The sequence below is a fragment of the Enterococcus sp. JNUCC 77 genome (assembly GCF_054819945.1).
In genome coordinates this window covers 778,284-793,694 of the sequence record NZ_JBTHIG010000001.1, presented here as the reverse complement: position 1 = coordinate 793,694, position 15,411 = coordinate 778,284, and the positions used below count along the sequence as shown (strand labels likewise).

At 36.1% G+C, this 15,411-nt stretch carries 20 protein-coding genes; all 20 read right to left on the bottom strand.

Annotation, left to right across the window (positions count from 1 at the left end; genetic code table 11):
• Positions 1-12: 12 nt before the first annotated feature.
• The gene (locus tag ACVWNY_RS04045; RefSeq protein WP_454071733.1) at positions 13-189 is read right to left on the bottom strand and encodes a phosphoribosyl-ATP diphosphatase; all 177 of its coding nucleotides are present in this window, start codon (positions 187-189) and stop codon (positions 13-15) included.
• Positions 189-2,150 carry a phage tail spike protein gene (locus ACVWNY_RS04040; RefSeq protein WP_454071732.1) on the bottom strand — a complete coding sequence of 654 codons (1,962 nt, stop codon included), beginning with the start codon at positions 2,148-2,150 and terminating at the stop codon, positions 189-191. Before ACVWNY_RS04040 ends, ACVWNY_RS04045 begins: the two co-directional genes overlap by 1 nt.
• A gap of 12 nt (positions 2,151-2,162) precedes the next feature.
• On the bottom strand, positions 2,163-3,089 hold the full coding sequence (locus tag ACVWNY_RS04035; RefSeq protein WP_454071731.1) for a distal tail protein Dit: 927 nt from the start codon (positions 3,087-3,089) through the stop codon (positions 2,163-2,165).
• Positions 3,090-5,447, bottom strand: a complete 2,358-nt coding sequence (locus ACVWNY_RS04030; protein WP_454071730.1) for a phage tail tape measure protein — start codon at positions 5,445-5,447, stop codon at positions 3,090-3,092.
• 80 nt (positions 5,448-5,527) lie between these two features.
• Positions 5,528-5,794 carry a hypothetical protein gene (locus ACVWNY_RS04025; protein ID WP_461211722.1) on the bottom strand — a complete coding sequence of 89 codons (267 nt, stop codon included), beginning with the start codon at positions 5,792-5,794 and terminating at the stop codon, positions 5,528-5,530.
• Positions 5,795-5,907: 113 nt separating this feature from the next.
• On the bottom strand, positions 5,908-6,261 hold the full coding sequence (locus ACVWNY_RS04020; RefSeq protein ID WP_454071728.1) for a tail assembly chaperone: 354 nt from the start codon (positions 6,259-6,261) through the stop codon (positions 5,908-5,910).
• Positions 6,262-6,276: 15 nt separating this feature from the next.
• Positions 6,277-6,777, bottom strand: a complete 501-nt coding sequence (locus ACVWNY_RS04015; protein ID WP_454071727.1) for a phage major tail protein, TP901-1 family — start codon at positions 6,775-6,777, stop codon at positions 6,277-6,279.
• Between the two features lie 11 nt (positions 6,778-6,788).
• Positions 6,789-7,181 (bottom strand): hypothetical protein, encoded by a 393-nt coding sequence (locus tag ACVWNY_RS04010; protein ID WP_454071726.1) that lies wholly within the window; start codon positions 7,179-7,181, stop codon positions 6,789-6,791.
• Positions 7,181-7,519 carry an HK97-gp10 family putative phage morphogenesis protein gene (locus tag ACVWNY_RS04005; protein WP_454071725.1) on the bottom strand — a complete coding sequence of 113 codons (339 nt, stop codon included), beginning with the start codon at positions 7,517-7,519 and terminating at the stop codon, positions 7,181-7,183. The genes ACVWNY_RS04010 and ACVWNY_RS04005 overlap by 1 nt, the downstream gene beginning before the upstream one ends.
• Positions 7,503-7,832, bottom strand: coding sequence for a hypothetical protein (locus ACVWNY_RS04000; protein WP_454071724.1), 330 nt, complete (start codon positions 7,830-7,832; stop codon positions 7,503-7,505). The genes ACVWNY_RS04005 and ACVWNY_RS04000 overlap by 17 nt, the downstream gene beginning before the upstream one ends.
• Positions 7,829-8,149: a phage head-tail connector protein gene (locus tag ACVWNY_RS03995; RefSeq protein WP_454071723.1), complete on the bottom strand. Its 321-nt coding sequence runs from the start codon at positions 8,147-8,149 to the stop codon at positions 7,829-7,831. The genes ACVWNY_RS04000 and ACVWNY_RS03995 overlap by 4 nt, the downstream gene beginning before the upstream one ends.
• A gap of 120 nt (positions 8,150-8,269) precedes the next feature.
• Positions 8,270-9,094, bottom strand: coding sequence for a N4-gp56 family major capsid protein (locus tag ACVWNY_RS03990; protein ID WP_454071722.1), 825 nt, complete (start codon positions 9,092-9,094; stop codon positions 8,270-8,272).
• Position 9,095: 1 nt separating this feature from the next.
• Positions 9,096-9,719 carry a capsid assembly scaffolding protein Gp46 family protein gene (locus tag ACVWNY_RS03985; RefSeq protein WP_454071721.1) on the bottom strand — a complete coding sequence of 208 codons (624 nt, stop codon included), beginning with the start codon at positions 9,717-9,719 and terminating at the stop codon, positions 9,096-9,098.
• Between the two features lie 82 nt (positions 9,720-9,801).
• Positions 9,802-9,966 (bottom strand): hypothetical protein, encoded by a 165-nt coding sequence (locus ACVWNY_RS03980; RefSeq protein ID WP_454071720.1) that lies wholly within the window; start codon positions 9,964-9,966, stop codon positions 9,802-9,804.
• 5 nt (positions 9,967-9,971) lie between these two features.
• Entirely contained in the window at positions 9,972-10,874 is a 903-nt protein-coding gene (locus tag ACVWNY_RS03975; protein ID WP_454071719.1) for a minor capsid protein, read from the bottom strand.
• A gap of 4 nt (positions 10,875-10,878) precedes the next feature.
• Entirely contained in the window at positions 10,879-11,154 is a 276-nt protein-coding gene (locus ACVWNY_RS03970; protein WP_454071718.1) for a hypothetical protein, read from the bottom strand.
• Entirely contained in the window at positions 11,129-12,493 is a 1,365-nt protein-coding gene (locus ACVWNY_RS03965; RefSeq protein ID WP_454071717.1) for a phage portal protein, read from the bottom strand. Before ACVWNY_RS03965 ends, ACVWNY_RS03970 begins: the two co-directional genes overlap by 26 nt.
• Entirely contained in the window at positions 12,494-13,873 is a 1,380-nt protein-coding gene (gene terL / locus ACVWNY_RS03960) for a phage terminase large subunit (RefSeq protein WP_454071716.1), read from the bottom strand. It lies immediately after the preceding gene.
• A complete protein-coding gene (locus tag ACVWNY_RS03955; RefSeq protein WP_454071715.1) occupies positions 13,860-14,357 on the bottom strand; it encodes a helix-turn-helix domain-containing protein in 498 nt (165 codons plus the stop codon). The genes terL and ACVWNY_RS03955 overlap by 14 nt, the downstream gene beginning before the upstream one ends.
• A gap of 38 nt (positions 14,358-14,395) precedes the next feature.
• Positions 14,396-14,704 carry a hypothetical protein gene (locus tag ACVWNY_RS03950; protein ID WP_454071714.1) on the bottom strand — a complete coding sequence of 103 codons (309 nt, stop codon included), beginning with the start codon at positions 14,702-14,704 and terminating at the stop codon, positions 14,396-14,398.
• Between the last annotated feature and the right edge of the window lie 707 nt (positions 14,705-15,411).

Below are 15,411 nucleotides of genomic sequence, written 5' to 3'. Positions count from 1 at the left end.
GTAATCACTCTCCTATACTTCTTCTATGGATTCAATCGTTGATTTCTGTTTAATTATTTTTCCTAACATAATAAACGGACCTTCTAAAGTATTATTCAATTCCTCGAATATATCTTGAAAAGTCCTGCCATCATTTATTTGTATTTCAAATGAATCTAATTCATTAATTAATTTAATTTTTAATTTCACTAAAACTGCCCTCCTAATTGTGATTGTATAAATACGCGACAAGTTACTTGTGCTTCGATCCTTGCTAATTTATCGGGTTTAATTTGAATTGTATGATTTCCTCTTTGAATTTTTCCGGCACTTGTTTTCTTAAGATAATTCACTATATTCAGTCTACTTTGTGATGTATCATGATCTGGCAACGTAGTTCCATCTACAATAATATCTACCTTAGAAGCTGAATCGCTAGCTTGAAAAATCCCCCATTCTAAAGGATGTTTGTGTTCTGGAAGTATTACCTCATGTTTATGAGCTGGTATATCAACAGTATGTCTATGATTAGGAATGTTTACAGTATGGCGATGGTTTTCTACTGTTAACGTATGGCTATGAGGATTAATATTGATTGAATGCACATGATTGCTTGAACCACCCGCTGTCTCAAGATCGCTTAACCCTCCTCCAGCAACGTAAATAGAATTACCATTTTTTGCGTGATATACATTTGCTACTTTTTCACTACCCCAATCATGATTAACATACCTTATTGCTTTAAACATCAAATGAGTATGATCTCCTCCGGCACCTGACGTTTGAGAAACTCCTCCACCTGAAGAACTCGTTTGCGTTTGTCCGCCTCCAGATGAACTCGTTTGTGTAGAAGCACCTCCATCTGAGCTGGTTTGCCTGCTACTCCCACCTGTCTCGCTAGTAATGGTTTTAGCACCACCACCCATTACTGCTTTTGTATAGCCACGATATCTTTTCGTTTTAAATGTTAGTTCTACAGTGTTTATATTAAAAACATCATCATCAATATAAAATTCAATTTCTGCCGGATAAGCAGCTTCACAATTATCTTGGTAAGAATAATTTAGAATATTAGTTGCCCCTTGGCTGTATGTTTCATTAATTTGTTGCTTTCTTGCCAAATCAGACATTGTCGTATTAATATCTCCAGTTAGATTCCCTATTTCTAATGTTAAATCTTGGGGTGCACCAAACACATCAGATTTAGATTCTTTTTTGATGCGCAGATTCACACTTCCGAATTCGTTTGTATTGATCATTACTACGCTACCTAACCTTAAAGAATCAATGCTCAAAGGCTCATCAGTAAGTTTAATTAAATCAGCTGCTTCTATACTCCAAGTTATTGATGGCTCCGACCATTTAGTTAACATATTTAGTGCATTGTTTTTTAATGATTGTGGATCTGTAAAGCGTTGATCCACCCAAACATATTCAACTAATCCATATTTTGTAATTGAGACCGCATCTTCCACATATTCAATATTGTTATTAACTGACTTAATATTTACTTGGTTAACACCTTCGCCAGCTCCCAATGGATAAATTCGATTCACCAAATTATTAGGATTCTTTTCAATTTCAAATCCTTGCATGTTATAGCCTTCTTGAATTCTGGCTACAGGTTCGGTTTGGGGTCTCACTAGCGACAACTCAAATGGATAAACCTGAGTGTTCCAAGTCCAAATATAGTCTTCGTCAAAGGCTTCTGGAATAGAAAAAAGTGCATCAGCTAATCCGTTCTCATTTTCCCATGCATAACTAAAATAACGTGTAAACTCACATGTCCGTAACACCCAATGCTTCGTAGTTTGTTTACTTAAAACATAATTAATAACATCTTTGGTTGTTCTATTCACCAACTCATGGTAACCAAAAAGGACGCTATCTAATAGCGTCCCTAAAACATGTATAGCTGTATATTTTATTGTATTATTGGATTCATCCTTTTGAATTGTTGAGGGCATAATTCGATAAAGACCAATATATTCATCTTCATTGTCTGTCAATTCCACGTACAACATTTCTTGTAAAAAATTATTTTTTTCATCATCAATTGGCATTGTGAATTCAATGTTACCAATTTGATTTTCTACTTTCTCATAGCTTACTTTCGAAGCATTCTCAAGAATAGCTGTGTATTCTCGTTTAAGATCCATGGCCATCAGCATAGCATCACACCCTTATAAAAATCTATTTGGATAATTTATTGTTAATTGGATTGTCCCTTCACGTGCCTCAACATATAAAGGCTCATTCGGGTAGATATAAAAATCATTCATTGGACGTATCATTGCTCTTCCATTTTTTGTAATGTAAAAATTCTTTGTATCAATGATAATAGTAGAATAGTCAAAATCCCCCAAATCAACAGTATCACTTCTAGTTCTGATTTTTACTCCTCTACCAGTCCCAATAATTGTGATAGTTGGTTTCACTTTTAAACCCTCAACTGTTGGATAAATTTCATATGGTTTCGTAGTAGTCCCTTTATCGCCCATTAAGTACCCTTGATGTTGAAATGTGATTAAACTACTTCCCCAAAATGCGCCACTCTCAAACTTAATTCTTAAGTTAACAGCACCACTGCCAGTGTTACCCATTAAATAATTTGCCTGAAAAGTAATATCTTTTGATCCCCAAATTACAGATGTAGCATCACTCTTGGTATATTTATATGGGTCGTTAAGCAGAATTGTAAAAGTAGATACTACCGAATTAATTCCTTCCGGAACTGCTTCAGCATCACTTTTACTACCACTCCACAACATTTCGGGTTCATCGTTGAACCAAATAGTTACATCTTTTTCAGAAAATAGTGCTACGTTTAATCTATTAAATTTATCTCTAAATGCCTCGTTACTATCAGCAATAATTTGATATTTAATCGTCAACTCGCGATCTGGAATTCTTGAATAAATTTGTCTTTTTCCATCCCTAATACCTAACTGATAACTTTGAACTTCAGTCATCGCAAGCTCTCTACCTGTAACATTTAGCGTTCTATAACCTGGTATTAAATCTTCCAAAAACTGCCCGTTAAAGTTTATTGCTTCGGAAGGTAGGAAAGTGCTTGTACTATGTTTTGTCGTATCAATAAAATCGTACATTTAACTTCTCCTCCCTCTTGCAAAATTTGTTTTTCCTTGTGCATTTTGCAATTCAGTTGCCATATAGGGGGCTGTCTCAGAAGCAATGATTTTCCCATTCAGATTACTTTGAACCGTTACATAAAGTGGTCGTTGCCCAATGTTTTCTGCTAAAGATAATGTTTGCGAAGTTTTTATATTTCCATTTAGATTTAGGCTTGAAGAACTAATACTATTATTCATGTCAAAATATTCTGAAACAGCGTCAGCCATCACATTTATTGTTCTTTGAACAGATTCGAATTCACTTTCTAGCCCTTTGTTTAAACCTTCCATAATAGATTTACCGGCTGGAATCAGTAATTTTTTATCATAAGAAATTGGACCTTTGTGTTCTTCAATCCAATCGGCTATCCCACCTATGAAGTCCTTAACAGCATTAAATTTATCTTCCAAACCTTTTAAGAAACCTTCAATGATTTTTGAACCTGCTGCAAATAAATCGATATCACCTAACGCATCAAAAAAATCTTTTACTTTTTCCAAACCAGTTTTAACTACATTCTTCATCAACTCTAGGATATTTTCAAAAATCTTCAACACCACATTTAAAGCTGATAGAACTATATCTTTAATCAATCCTAAAACATTTAGAAATGTATTCTTAATAGCTTCTAAAATTGTAATAGTAACTTTTTTTATACCTTCCCAAACACTTTCCCAGTCGCCATTAATTACTCCAGTGATTATCTGAATTATTCCTAAAATCAAATTCATTGTTGTCTCAACGGCAATTTTTATCTGATCCCATACTGCTGAAACAATAGCTTTTATTAATTCCCATGCGGTTTTTATATAAGGAGATAAAATATTCATTACTGCTGTTATGACATCACTAATTCCTTGCCACACTATACTTGCGGCTTGTTTGATTTCTTCGCCATTGGCCTTCCACCATTCCGTTAGTTGACCCCAAATATCCATTACGAAAGCACTAACTGCGCTAATCACAGTTTGAATGGTAGTTAAAATAAACTGCCAAACACTTTGAATCACTTCTCTGACGGTCTCATTAGTGTTGTAAAGATATACAAGAATAGCAACTAAAGCAGTAATTGCGGCGATAATAATTCCAATTGGTCCAGTTAATAAGGTAAATATTGGACCCAATGCTGGTAATGATGTACTAAGAAATGCAACTGCGACTTTTAGCTTTGCAAACCAAGTAATTAGTGATCCTACGACTAGTAAAACAGGTCCAATAGCAGCCACAAATGCTGCAATTGCTAAAACTAACTTTTGCATCGACTCAGGAGCGGAAACAAATTTCTCTACCATTCCCCCAATTGAATCTGCTACTTTTCTTATTGCAGGAGATAGAATATCCTGAATAACAATTGCTGCAGACTCAAAAGCACCTAACATTTGTTCAATTGAAGAATTCATATTATCTTGCATTGTTCGAGCCATTTCATCAGCAGCACCATCTGAGTTTTTAAGGGAATCAGTTAATTTACCTAGCGCACCAGGTCCCTTTTCAACAAGTGCCATCATTCCTGATAAAGAGTTCTGCCCATATAGTGTTACGAGAGCATTATTTTTTTGTTTATCTGTCAATCCTTCAAAAGCACCCTGCAAGATACCGATTTGATCCTGTAAAGAAACCATTTTACCTTCACCATCATAGAAAGATATTCCTAATTCTTCCATCTTTTCGTTCATTGCTTTGGTTGGTTTAGCCAGTCTCGCAAGAGCGCCACGTAAAGTTGTTCCGGCTTGGCTACCTTTAACACCAGCATCTGACATGATACCAACAGCCGCTGCAGCTTCTTCTAGTGATATCCCCATTGCATTTGCTACTGGGGCAATGTATTTCATTGCTTCCCCCATATCAGCTACTTCTGCATTTGTATCAGCTGCTGCCCTTGCGAAAACATCTGCAACATGTCCTGCTTGCTCTGCATCTAATCCAAAACCTCGAAGTGCTGTTGCAGCATTTTCGGAAGCTAAAGCAACATCTCCACCAGACACAGCTGCTAAATCTAGTAATCCTGGCATAGCAGCCATTATTTCTTTTGCATCAAAGCCTGCAGAAGCTAAATTTTCCATACCTGCTGCTGACTCTTTTGCACTAAAAGCTGTTTTAGCACCTAAATCAATTGCTTGGTCTCTTAAATCCTCAAAACTATCCCCAGTTGCTCCGGATATAGCTTTTACACGACCCATTTGTTCCTCAAAGTCACCACCAATTTTTACCGCAGCAACACCAGCACCAAGAATAGGTACAGTCAGACCTTTCGTCATTGTGGACCCAGCACTGGTCATTGCTGACCCAACTGCCATCATTGTACTGTTAGAGTCTTTTTGGAAAGTATCCACTGCATCCTGTGCTTCTCTGAAGGTTGAAATAAATCCACTATCAGTAGCTTTTAAGTACGCTTGTACCGAAAAAGATTCTGCTATGATTTCCCCCTCCCTTCACGATATGACCTAACTCTTGTCGCTATAGTAGTTAATTGGCTCTTTTTCATATCAGTTAATTTCGAACTGGCCATATCTGTTTCGTGAAGAACTTTATCAATTTGATTTTGATAATTGTAGAAGCTATCAAAGTTTTTAAATTTTGGTTTTCCGTTTTTTTCTGTAGCTCCTGCTAAAGTATTTAAATAAGCAAGCTGATGTCTTTTGAATTCTTCATCAACTTGCCTTAATTTAAAAGCATTCATTCGCCACTGATACTCTTCCAGAGTCATTAAATTAACTTCATTCAATGACTTACAATTTAAAAACCTAAAAGCGTTAATTGCTATTTCTTGATAAAATTCTTTACTAGTTTTTATTACTGTTTGTCTTGAATCTTCTTGGCTTGTTTGTTTAGGTTTTTGACCATCGCTTTGGTCAAATCCTGCTTTCCCAACTCTTCCATAAAATCATTGCATAGCTTTTCAATGTCTTGTGTTAATAGCCAAACTTCTAATTCGGAACGACCAACTTTTGGTTTTCCCGCTTGCAAAGCTTCAATAATATTTCGTAAAACCACTGGATTGTATTGCTTTAAATAAACAATAGAAGAACTGATACCCATTCCGAATTTTGCGCCACCATTTTGGACTTCATAAATTTTATCCAATGCTTCAATTGCACCAATTGTAAATTTAACTTCAATTACTTTATCGTTAATTTCTAAATTCATAATTTCCTCCTAATTTTACTTTCCTGCTTGACTGCTAGCAGTAGTATCTGCAAATACATATTGAGCTTCTTCAACTACTGCATTAGCTACAGTCGCAAATCCATCTACTGGTTTCCCCTCAATAGTTGCTTCAGTTTCAATTTCAACCAAGTCTTCTACGTTAGCTGGTAAAGTCCATGAATTAACATATCCTCTTGCATATGTAGCAGGATATTTACCATCCTTTTGCTCCCCTTTTAAATCGACATCCCAAAACTCCATCATGGCACCGTCTTCTACAGATTTTTTCATGTACATATTTTCATCATCTCTCGAAGCTAATCCATTTAATGAAAGTGTGACTTCTAATCCGCCAACGGTGGATACACTGCCGTCTTTAGTTTGCTGAGCGTCATTACTTCTTGAGTAATCCCACTCGTGCTCAATTTGATATAAGGGCTTTTTCGCATCTGTAGTTGTTGCTTCATCTAATCGTCTGACTAAAAGAATTCGATCTTTACCTTGAACTGCTGTCATTTAAATTCCTCCTAATTAAAAAACTGCATCTCTAGCGGTATAACGCAATGCCAGAGTGCAGTATTCGTTGTTGTGTCTTGCAGCATTTGCGGCTGCGTTTGATTGTTAGAGATTTTCCAATTAAAATTATTAGATTTTCTAAATTTTCTTAACTCAAATAAAATGTTTCCTTTTATGTCAGAAACTTCCTTACGTTTCTTTTGAAGTCCATAGATATGGATATTCAGTTGTATTGTCCCAAATAATGCAAATTTAGTTGCTATGGGCAGTTCAAAAGATTCTCCAATGAACACAAAAGGATATTTAGTTCCATCATCAGGTAAATAACCGTAAGTATCGTATCCGAGCGTTTTGCAAATTTTAAAAACTTCATCATAAAGCTCTTGATCTGGTTGTTTTAGCATTATTTCACCAACTTCTTCATTTCCTGCATGAAAATTACTTTCTGATAATTAAATGAATTCGTTACAAATGGTTGAGCTGATTGAAATCTAGTTCCGTAATTTACATAAGGAGCATACTCTGCTGTTGGCGTTACTACACCAGTGAAACCAGCTTCTTTTATTTCAAAAGTTATTGATCTTCTCATAAATCCTGTATCTACTGGTGATTCTCGCTGCATCTTCTTCTGAAGTTCAGTAGTATTCCTTTTCACGGTTTCTTTGACCTCATTGAATGCCATAGCATCTCTTAAATGATTCATTAATTGATCTATGCCTTTATATTCAAGGTGCGCTTTCATTAAGAATCACTTCCTCGACAATTAGGCTATTTCGTTCTAGAGGGCATCTAGCAGTTGTCAATTGATAATTTTTATTACCAACTTGAATGTATCTCCACTTCTCAGGCACCAAAAAAAGAGGCTGTGTTCGGATAACTTTAGCCCCTTGCTTAATATCTCCAAATATCGTTACAGATCGATTCGTTCCTAAGTCTGTCACGTTTGCTAATGTATTGGTGATATCTGGTTCACCTTCCACATACTCACCTAATTCTGGATCGTAATAATCATCTGCCGCTGGTAAGACAAAAGAAATTTCGGTTGTATATCTCAATATAATCGAAACCTCCCTCGCCGATTGTCAATGTCTTGCTTATCCTTCCATGCATTTATTTCAGACAAATACTCGTCAAAATCTGATTCAGGAAAAGCAACTGATAAACCTTCTTGAGAATAGCTGGACATACCTTCATTCCCAATGCGATTGAACCGCTTGAGAGTAACTTCGTAACTGATATGTTCTAATTCATTAGGTACAGAATCAACATCTAGGATTGCTGACAAACGCTCTTTGGTACGTCTTTCAATGACTTCTAACTTATCATCAATCGAACCACTTAGAAGTTTTTTTACGTCATCCGCTATAGACATTTAACCACCAGCTTTCTTTGTGGTTTCTTTCTTCTTCACTTTTGGCTGCTTCACTTGCTTAGTCGTTTCTTTTTCAGCCTTTTTATAAGCTGGCAAGTGACGACTTAAAAGGCGACTCATTTAGCCGCCTCCGCCTGTGCCTACAGTCACTTTAATAACTTTTGTTAAGTCATATAGATAAGCTGCATAATGTTCGTCACTGGTGATCACAGTCGTTTTAGTTACGATGTCACGATCTGTCTCTACTTGTACACCACGTTTCATTACTAATTTCAATGCAGGTTGGTTAGCTACGATTTTAAACATTAAAGCCTCACCTTTGGCCAACTTCTTAGAACGTACAATTTGAACGCCTAAAGTTTCACCATAAGTACCAGAAACAATAATGTTAGCTCCCAACTCGGACCCAGCTAACCAGTTCTTTCCGGCATCTAAGCGTAAAGCTGCTGCATCTACTGGCGACATCACAAACACATATGCTTGTGCATCTTCATCATTAAATACATCCAAAATAGTTTGTAATCCATCTACTGTAGCCGGTGCAGTTGCTGTTTGCGTTGTCGTCTTAGCCGCCGCAAGTAAATCATCATCGACTTTATTTGCAATTGCCAATCCCAGTTGTTTATTAGATTCTCCTACTGGATCGCCATAACCAGATAATACTGCTTCGTCAGTGATTTCAGTTCCTTTAGCGGCTTTCTTAACTTTAACCTGTTTAGTAGATGTTCCAATTTTATCTAAAGGGATTGCTTCACCTTCACCGACATCTGTAGCGTCGCCCATGTAAGTAAATGCTGGGAACGTCAAAGTATCACCTGCTTGTCCTTGTAATGTAGCGTCTACTTGTGCTAATGGAGTGAAACGTAGTGCTTTCTGTAATTCATAAGATACGATTGGTGCTAACACTTCTGGATTTACTAAATCCGCAATCATTGTTTTTGGCATATTAATACCCTCCTGTTAATTTTTTGAATTGTTCTGGATCGTTTGTTGCTAATTTTGATTTTTCAGCAAAAGTCATTGAATCAAACTGTTGTTGATCAACTGATGTTTTCCCTTTAGGTACTTGCTTAGGTGTATCTCCAGTATTTCGTTTGATTTCCCATTGCTTTTGTTGCTCATTTAAGAAATTGATAATCGCTTTAACATTTGAGTAAGTAGTCTCTTCGTCTTCATTAACGATAATTGAGAGAACATCTTTACCGACGGCTAATCCAGATTCTTTAAGAACTTCATCAGCTTGTTGGGTTAAATCAGCAACTTTAATCTGAGCACGAAGGGCAGCAATTTCATCATCTTTAGCTTTTTGAGCTTCGATTGCCTTCTCTTCATCAGATTTTTCTTTGACTGATTTTTTTGAACCTTTCTCTAACTCTTCAATACGAGATAAAGCTTGATCAAGTTGAGTCTTGGTTTCATTTTTTTCAGCCTGTTCTTTACCAATACGTTTTTGCAATTTCTCAATCACTTTTTCTGAATCTACAGCGTTCGTTTCTTGCTCTTCAACCTGCGCATCAGTTTCTTGAGTGTCAACTTCCTCTGTATTTTCAACTGTTTCTTCTAGTTCCATAATTTTTTCCTCCTTCTCGCATTTAGAGGCTTGGGAGCCTACATCACGCATTTAACGTCTTGGGAGACAAAATAAAAAAGCCTTAATCAATTGATAAGACTTTAACGTACTTATTACCGTCTAATTCATTTAACATTTGTTTAGCTTTATCCTTTTTAAACATACTGATTAATTTAATCTGAAGTATTTTTAGATAAAACACTTTCTTAACTTTCAGGTTAATATGAACTTTTTCCGAACTTTTCAAAATTATCACTCCTTTCTATTTTCTACGAATCCAGATGTGCTACATCGGCAATTAGCATGCATCGGTGCGGCATTAGTTCCTGGCTCCATTTTTTCTACTTTAAATATTCTGCCATCTAATGGTTTGCAAAGTGGACAGGCTGTTGGTTCAGCAATAAACTCATATTTTTCAATTTCGTACATTTCATAACTTTTTTTCTGAATAGCGGTTTGTATTCTAGCTGATTCAGTCCGCATTAAACGCTCCGCTTCATATTTGCTAGAATCAAATAGCTTTCTAAGCTCTCTAGCCATATCCCGAGGATTTTTCCCTTGTGTAATAGATCGAATAAGCAATCTATCGAGTTCAGCCTTTAACGCTTCATTATTTCCCCATATTCTTTCGGAAAATGTAGCCGAAAAAAAAGAAGCGTTAACCACTTCATCTACATAGTATTTATAATTTGAGAAAACTGTTTCACCTAAAATACCAGCTTGCCGTTCCGCTTCAGCCAAACCTTCTTTACTTAATATATCCGCAAGGTACCTATCAACATCATTTGACAAAGCTATCAATTCAAGACCAATTTGTGATTTAAGAAGTTCTAAACGATTTACTCGCATTGTGACATTGTAAAGTCGCAATTCATCATTAGCAGTCTTTGAAAAATCCTTATCTTTGACATACTGCTTAGCTTTTCTAGCAAATGACTCGACATCTAACTCACTTGATAGTTTCTTGGCTTCGCTGAGAGAAATACCTTCTTTACCAGCAAACCGCTGCCAGTTTGCATCAATCTCTTTTTGAATATTATCTAAGGCTTGTTGAAATCGAGTTGCTATCTCTTTTTGCATTTGAGCATCGTCTTTAATCAGCTTTTCAATGTGTTCTTTTTCTCGTTTTCTCCAATAATTTTTCGAAGTGGTCATTTGATCACTCCTGACTTATCTGTTTCTTAACCTTTTTACATACAGCCTGTCTAATTTTAAATAACACAAAACAAAAAATAAATTGAACCGCTGCAAAAAAAATAGTTAATTTATTAAACCACAATATCAATGCGATAATTAAGATTGCTATCACGATTAATGATCCTCTAAAAAGTATTACCATTATTCCTAATTTTAATAGACCTTCTTGGATATTAAGAGGAAGATTTTCAGTCTTTAAATCTGTTAAATTATTATTCAAATACTTCGACTTCTTCATCATTTTCCTCCTTATCAATGTCAAACACAGGTTGATTTGAATGACTACTCTTTATTTTTTCCATCTCAGTAGATACATCTGGAATAATAGATAGAACACTCAATGCCGTTTCTTCACTAGTTACACCCATTAATTGACTTGCAGTCTGAGCTTCTTCAAGAATATTTTTAGGTTCATTCCGTGTAAATTTATACTCAATGTTTTTCCATTCATCAGATTGAGAATCTGGAACATTGGTACTCAGTGAAAAAAACAATTTATATCGTTTATTTAGAGATGATTGAAATTTTCTCTGGAAAGCCAAAGCAAGGTTACTCATCGCTTCTAATTTGTACGCCAAAGAAGTTCCACTGGAATTACCAAAGTTTTCATCTGATATATTTGCCACCATCGCTGTATGGAAGATTCTCTTTTCTAAACGATTCAATAAGTTTTCTGTTTGAGCATCACTATCAGGCTTATCTAGAAACTTTACTTCAACCTGTTTACCTTCAGCACCAAAAAAATTAATCACTCGATTATCACGGATATTTTCTAAATCATCTTCTTCGATTTCAGCACCTAAAAAAGCCAAATATTGATCACTAAAATAATCAACATCATTGGCTTTTTCTGATAAAGCTTTATTATAAGCATTTTGAAGTGAGATGACTGATTCGAAAATACTCATTCTTTCTTCATTAACAATCCATTCTGTAACTGGTAACTCTGAGTAGAATGATTTTAATTCTTCACCAATAGTAGCTTGAGTTTCTGATCCTGATAGTTTGAAGTTTCCCTCTAGCGTATAGAGTTCACCAACATATTTATCGTCCTCATTAATGCCATACCTAATAGCAAATAGTGGTTTTTGTTCAATAGTTGAGTCATAAACAACAAACATATCTTCAGGACTGTTGTAAACCACTCGGGTATTAGCCTCTTCATTTTGATATATTAATTCATAACAACGACCATAAACACAAGCCATTTTAGCAAGTTCAGATTCTTCATCTTCCATATCGTTTAGATTATCAAACTCAGAAATCTTATCATTTATTTCATTATCAGTATGAGATTTTTTAACAGGGATACCGTTAAAATATCCAGTAAAAGTATCAGTAATAAATTTTGCAAAGTTCACTGCTAAACGATTATCCGGCTTAAACGGGTCTTTATCCGCTTGTTGAAATATCTCCATTTGTCCTTTGTACATATCCATTAGATATCGGTACCTTGGAATTTCAGCTTGATGTTTTACTATGAACTTATTAATGACTTCGTTATCAATAGGCTTATCTTTATCATATATAAAAATTTCAGGAGGCTTGAAACCTCTGGCTAATGATTTAAATTGCATTTATATGCCTCCTTTAAATGATTTGAGTTTTGCTTTCGTATTACTCATTGTTTCAGCAATCCCAGTAGTAGCGTCTGGTGCGTCATCATGTTTATTTTTTCCTTCTCGTTGATAAGTGTTCATTGCCTCATAATAATCAGGCCATCTACTACGCCAATCTTCCGGAAAAAATACATTTTGTTCTATCCAAGCACTGTTCGAATATATCCGTGCCTCTTTGTTACTTGACTGATAGAAATCTTCAACAGCCGTTGCTGCTTTACCTTTAATTTTGTCTCTAACAGATCGCGCAAAAGAACGCCCACCGTTATTTCTTTCGATGCGCGCTTTGTTTACTCTATTATTTATAAATTGGTTGGCAACTGCTGATTCCGTATACTCCATTGGTTCTTGAGTATAAACTACATCGATTACTTCACACCGACCTTCATTTGTCTCTCCCCATACAATTGAACACAAATAGTCCTTACCAGTATCGGCTGTGTCACAATAGGCCCATATCTTTTTATAAGCTGATCTTCTTTCGTAAGTTTTAAAGTCACTATAAAGCCGCCCTTTAATATCAATCGGTTCTTGTTGATAGTTAGCTGATGCTATATCAGCTCCCATAGCATTCACTTTTCTAAAGTATTCTTTTTTCGAAAGAATATCATCACAAAGCATTTTCCCAGTTTTTTCATTATAGGCTTTTGCACTAACATGTTTTACTCTATATTCCGATTTCGGTAATTCTCTTAACGCTTTACCTGCTAAATCGTCTGAGTGCCACCGTGTCATAATAATTATTATTTTTCCACCAGTTTCTAACCTTGATAACATTGTATTAACGAACCATTCCCAATGCTTTTCGAGTACCATAGCATTGTTGGCTTCTTCAGCATTTTTTATCAAGTCATCAATCAAAATGATATCAGCACCGAACCCTGTTGCTGTTCCTGTTGGGGAAGTAGCCAGGTAATTGTTATACCCACCATCCAAGCTCCATAAATTCATTGCGCCATCTCCTTGTTTGATGGACGTAGCTGAAAAAATATCCTTGAATACTACTCTATCTTCATCTGCTTTAATCTCTTGAATAGTATTTCTTACATTTTTAGAGAATACAGTAGATAACGTTTCATTGTATGAGCCTGTCATTACTTTTTTCGTTTTGTCGTTGCCAAGAACCCATTCAACAAATTTCCCAGCAGTTCTTGATTTTCCATGTCTTGGAGGCTCATTTATTACTAAAACATCATGTTTTTCATCATGTAGGAATCCTTGTAACTCGTCACATAAATCAACTAAGTAAGTTCTATTCGGTTTATAGAAGTCATTGGCTGTCATATAGCAATAATGAAAGAAATAACTTCTAGCTAGGTCTTTATCAATCTGATCCATCTGAATCACTTCCATACCTTTTAGCAGCTAATTCTTTTAGTTGCTCAAACGTTAAGTCGCTTAAAGAATTTTCTTGTTTAACATCTACACCACCGGAATGTTCAACTTCCTGCTTATCACGCCATTCTTTCGGTTTACGATTCTTCAACCAGAATATTTGAGCTGTTGTATCAGGCACTTGCTGTTTAGTGACTATTTTAGTAATCATCATGCCATCGTTTGTTAACTCTTGCGTAGTTTCCTTGTATTCATACCCTAACGCTCGTTTAAGTAGTGCATTTTCGACTTGACGATCAATTACTTCCTTGCCTCTTTTTAGGGCGTCAGAAATGTCAGGATAGCTTTTTTTCCAAGCATACAATGTGGGCCTTCGAATTCCGATATTTTCTGCTATCTGTTCATCAGTGAGGCCATCATGCGCCCACCCTTCAAGTTTCAACAAACCTTCATCTGTTAACCACTCTTCGTATTTACCTTTTGCCACGACCTCACCCTCTTTCTATGTAAAACAAAAACAGCCCGCTAGGACTGCTGTTCAATAATTTCATATGTTTTTTCGAAAACTTCTTTATCGCAAATGTACAATTCACCATTAACGCCTCTTATTAGATAGTCATTCAATTTTCCGTCCATCCAACCTTCAAGAGTCAAAACTTTTATAACAAGTCGTTCTTTTTTTCTTAGCCACCCGTATTTCTCATAAAAGAAGAAAAAGTTCAAATCATAAGCATAAGCTTCCGTAACCCAATCGGGTGCATTATTTTTATAAACTTTGGGAGAGCCTATTATTTTCCAAGCATCTACAATCAGTGGTTTCTTTCTGACTTTCATTTTATCTCCTCCCAAAATAAAAAGACCGCCTAAGCGATCTTGATTATGTATTAAGCAACCTACTCCATTCTGGAACCCACTGTTTATCCGTGCCCGGCAGATAGGAATGCTCGACTGCTATGTTCTCATTTTAGGGTAGAGAGACACCCGCATACTTCGGTCGCGCTTTACGGTGGCGAAACACCGAGTACGATACATTTGAAAGGTAATTCACTGAACAAAATCGTACCGAACTAGCAACACAAGGTGCATCACTGAAACCTATCACTGCATTTAAACACTGGACTAGATTACCGCCTCTAGCCTTGGCAACCTCATTGAACTATGTGCCCATTCTCTACTTCCCACATAGACCGCATACAAAGCCTGCGTAAGGCAACTTGCCGTGTTCCAAGCAAGTCCAACTTAATGTTAATTGAGATTGACCTCTTCTGACTGCGCAAACTGAAGAAGTTCAGTACTTTTCGGCTCGGAGCACAGTCTCAATCTCTAAGTCACTGGAGTGGTACTGCCCCACTCACGATATTACTCTTTTGTTTTATATCTAGGTCGAAGCAGGCTGCGTACAGTTCCCTGATGAACCTATGCGTCTTTTACTTCCGCCACAGTGACAATAACCACCACACACTTCATTCGCTCTTTTTTAAAGTATAGTCGAAAAGACAGTTCAATAATGTGGTCGAATTGTGTGTGGTAGCTTAATGAAA

Bases quoted from the DNA above. Each gene is read 5' to 3' on its own strand.
- ACVWNY_RS04015 (WP_454071727.1), bottom strand. From the start codon at position 6,777: ATGACAGCAGTTCAAGGTAAAGATCGAATTCTTTTAGTCAGACGATTA.
- ACVWNY_RS03995 (WP_454071723.1), bottom strand. From the start codon at position 8,149: ATGTCTATAGCGGATGACGTAAAAAAACTTCTAAGTGGTTCGATTGAT.
- ACVWNY_RS04020 (WP_454071728.1), bottom strand. From the start codon at position 6,261: ATGAATTTAGAAATTAACGATAAAGTAATTGAAGTTAAATTTACAATT.
- ACVWNY_RS04010 (WP_454071726.1), bottom strand. From the start codon at position 7,181: ATGCTAAAACAACCAGATCAAGAGCTTTATGATGAAGTTTTTAAAATT.
- ACVWNY_RS03975 (WP_454071719.1), bottom strand. From the start codon at position 10,874: ATGACCACTTCGAAAAATTATTGGAGAAAACGAGAAAAAGAACACATT.
- ACVWNY_RS03990 (WP_454071722.1), bottom strand. From the start codon at position 9,094: ATGCCAAAAACAATGATTGCGGATTTAGTAAATCCAGAAGTGTTAGCA.
- ACVWNY_RS03950 (WP_454071714.1), bottom strand. From the start codon at position 14,704: ATGAAAGTCAGAAAGAAACCACTGATTGTAGATGCTTGGAAAATAATA.
- ACVWNY_RS03965 (WP_454071717.1), bottom strand. From the start codon at position 12,493: ATGCAATTTAAATCATTAGCCAGAGGTTTCAAGCCTCCTGAAATTTTT.
- ACVWNY_RS04025 (WP_461211722.1), bottom strand. From the start codon at position 5,794: ATGAATGCTTTTAAATTAAGGCAAGTTGATGAAGAATTCAAAAGACAT.
- ACVWNY_RS04040 (WP_454071732.1), bottom strand. From the start codon at position 2,150: ATGCTGATGGCCATGGATCTTAAACGAGAATACACAGCTATTCTTGAG.
- ACVWNY_RS04035 (WP_454071731.1), bottom strand. From the start codon at position 3,089: ATGTACGATTTTATTGATACGACAAAACATAGTACAAGCACTTTCCTA.
- ACVWNY_RS03985 (WP_454071721.1), bottom strand. From the start codon at position 9,719: ATGGAACTAGAAGAAACAGTTGAAAATACAGAGGAAGTTGACACTCAA.
- terL (WP_454071716.1), bottom strand. From the start codon at position 13,873: ATGGATCAGATTGATAAAGACCTAGCTAGAAGTTATTTCTTTCATTAT.
- ACVWNY_RS04005 (WP_454071725.1), bottom strand. From the start codon at position 7,519: ATGAAAGCGCACCTTGAATATAAAGGCATAGATCAATTAATGAATCAT.
- ACVWNY_RS03970 (WP_454071718.1), bottom strand. From the start codon at position 11,154: ATGAAGAAGTCGAAGTATTTGAATAATAATTTAACAGATTTAAAGACT.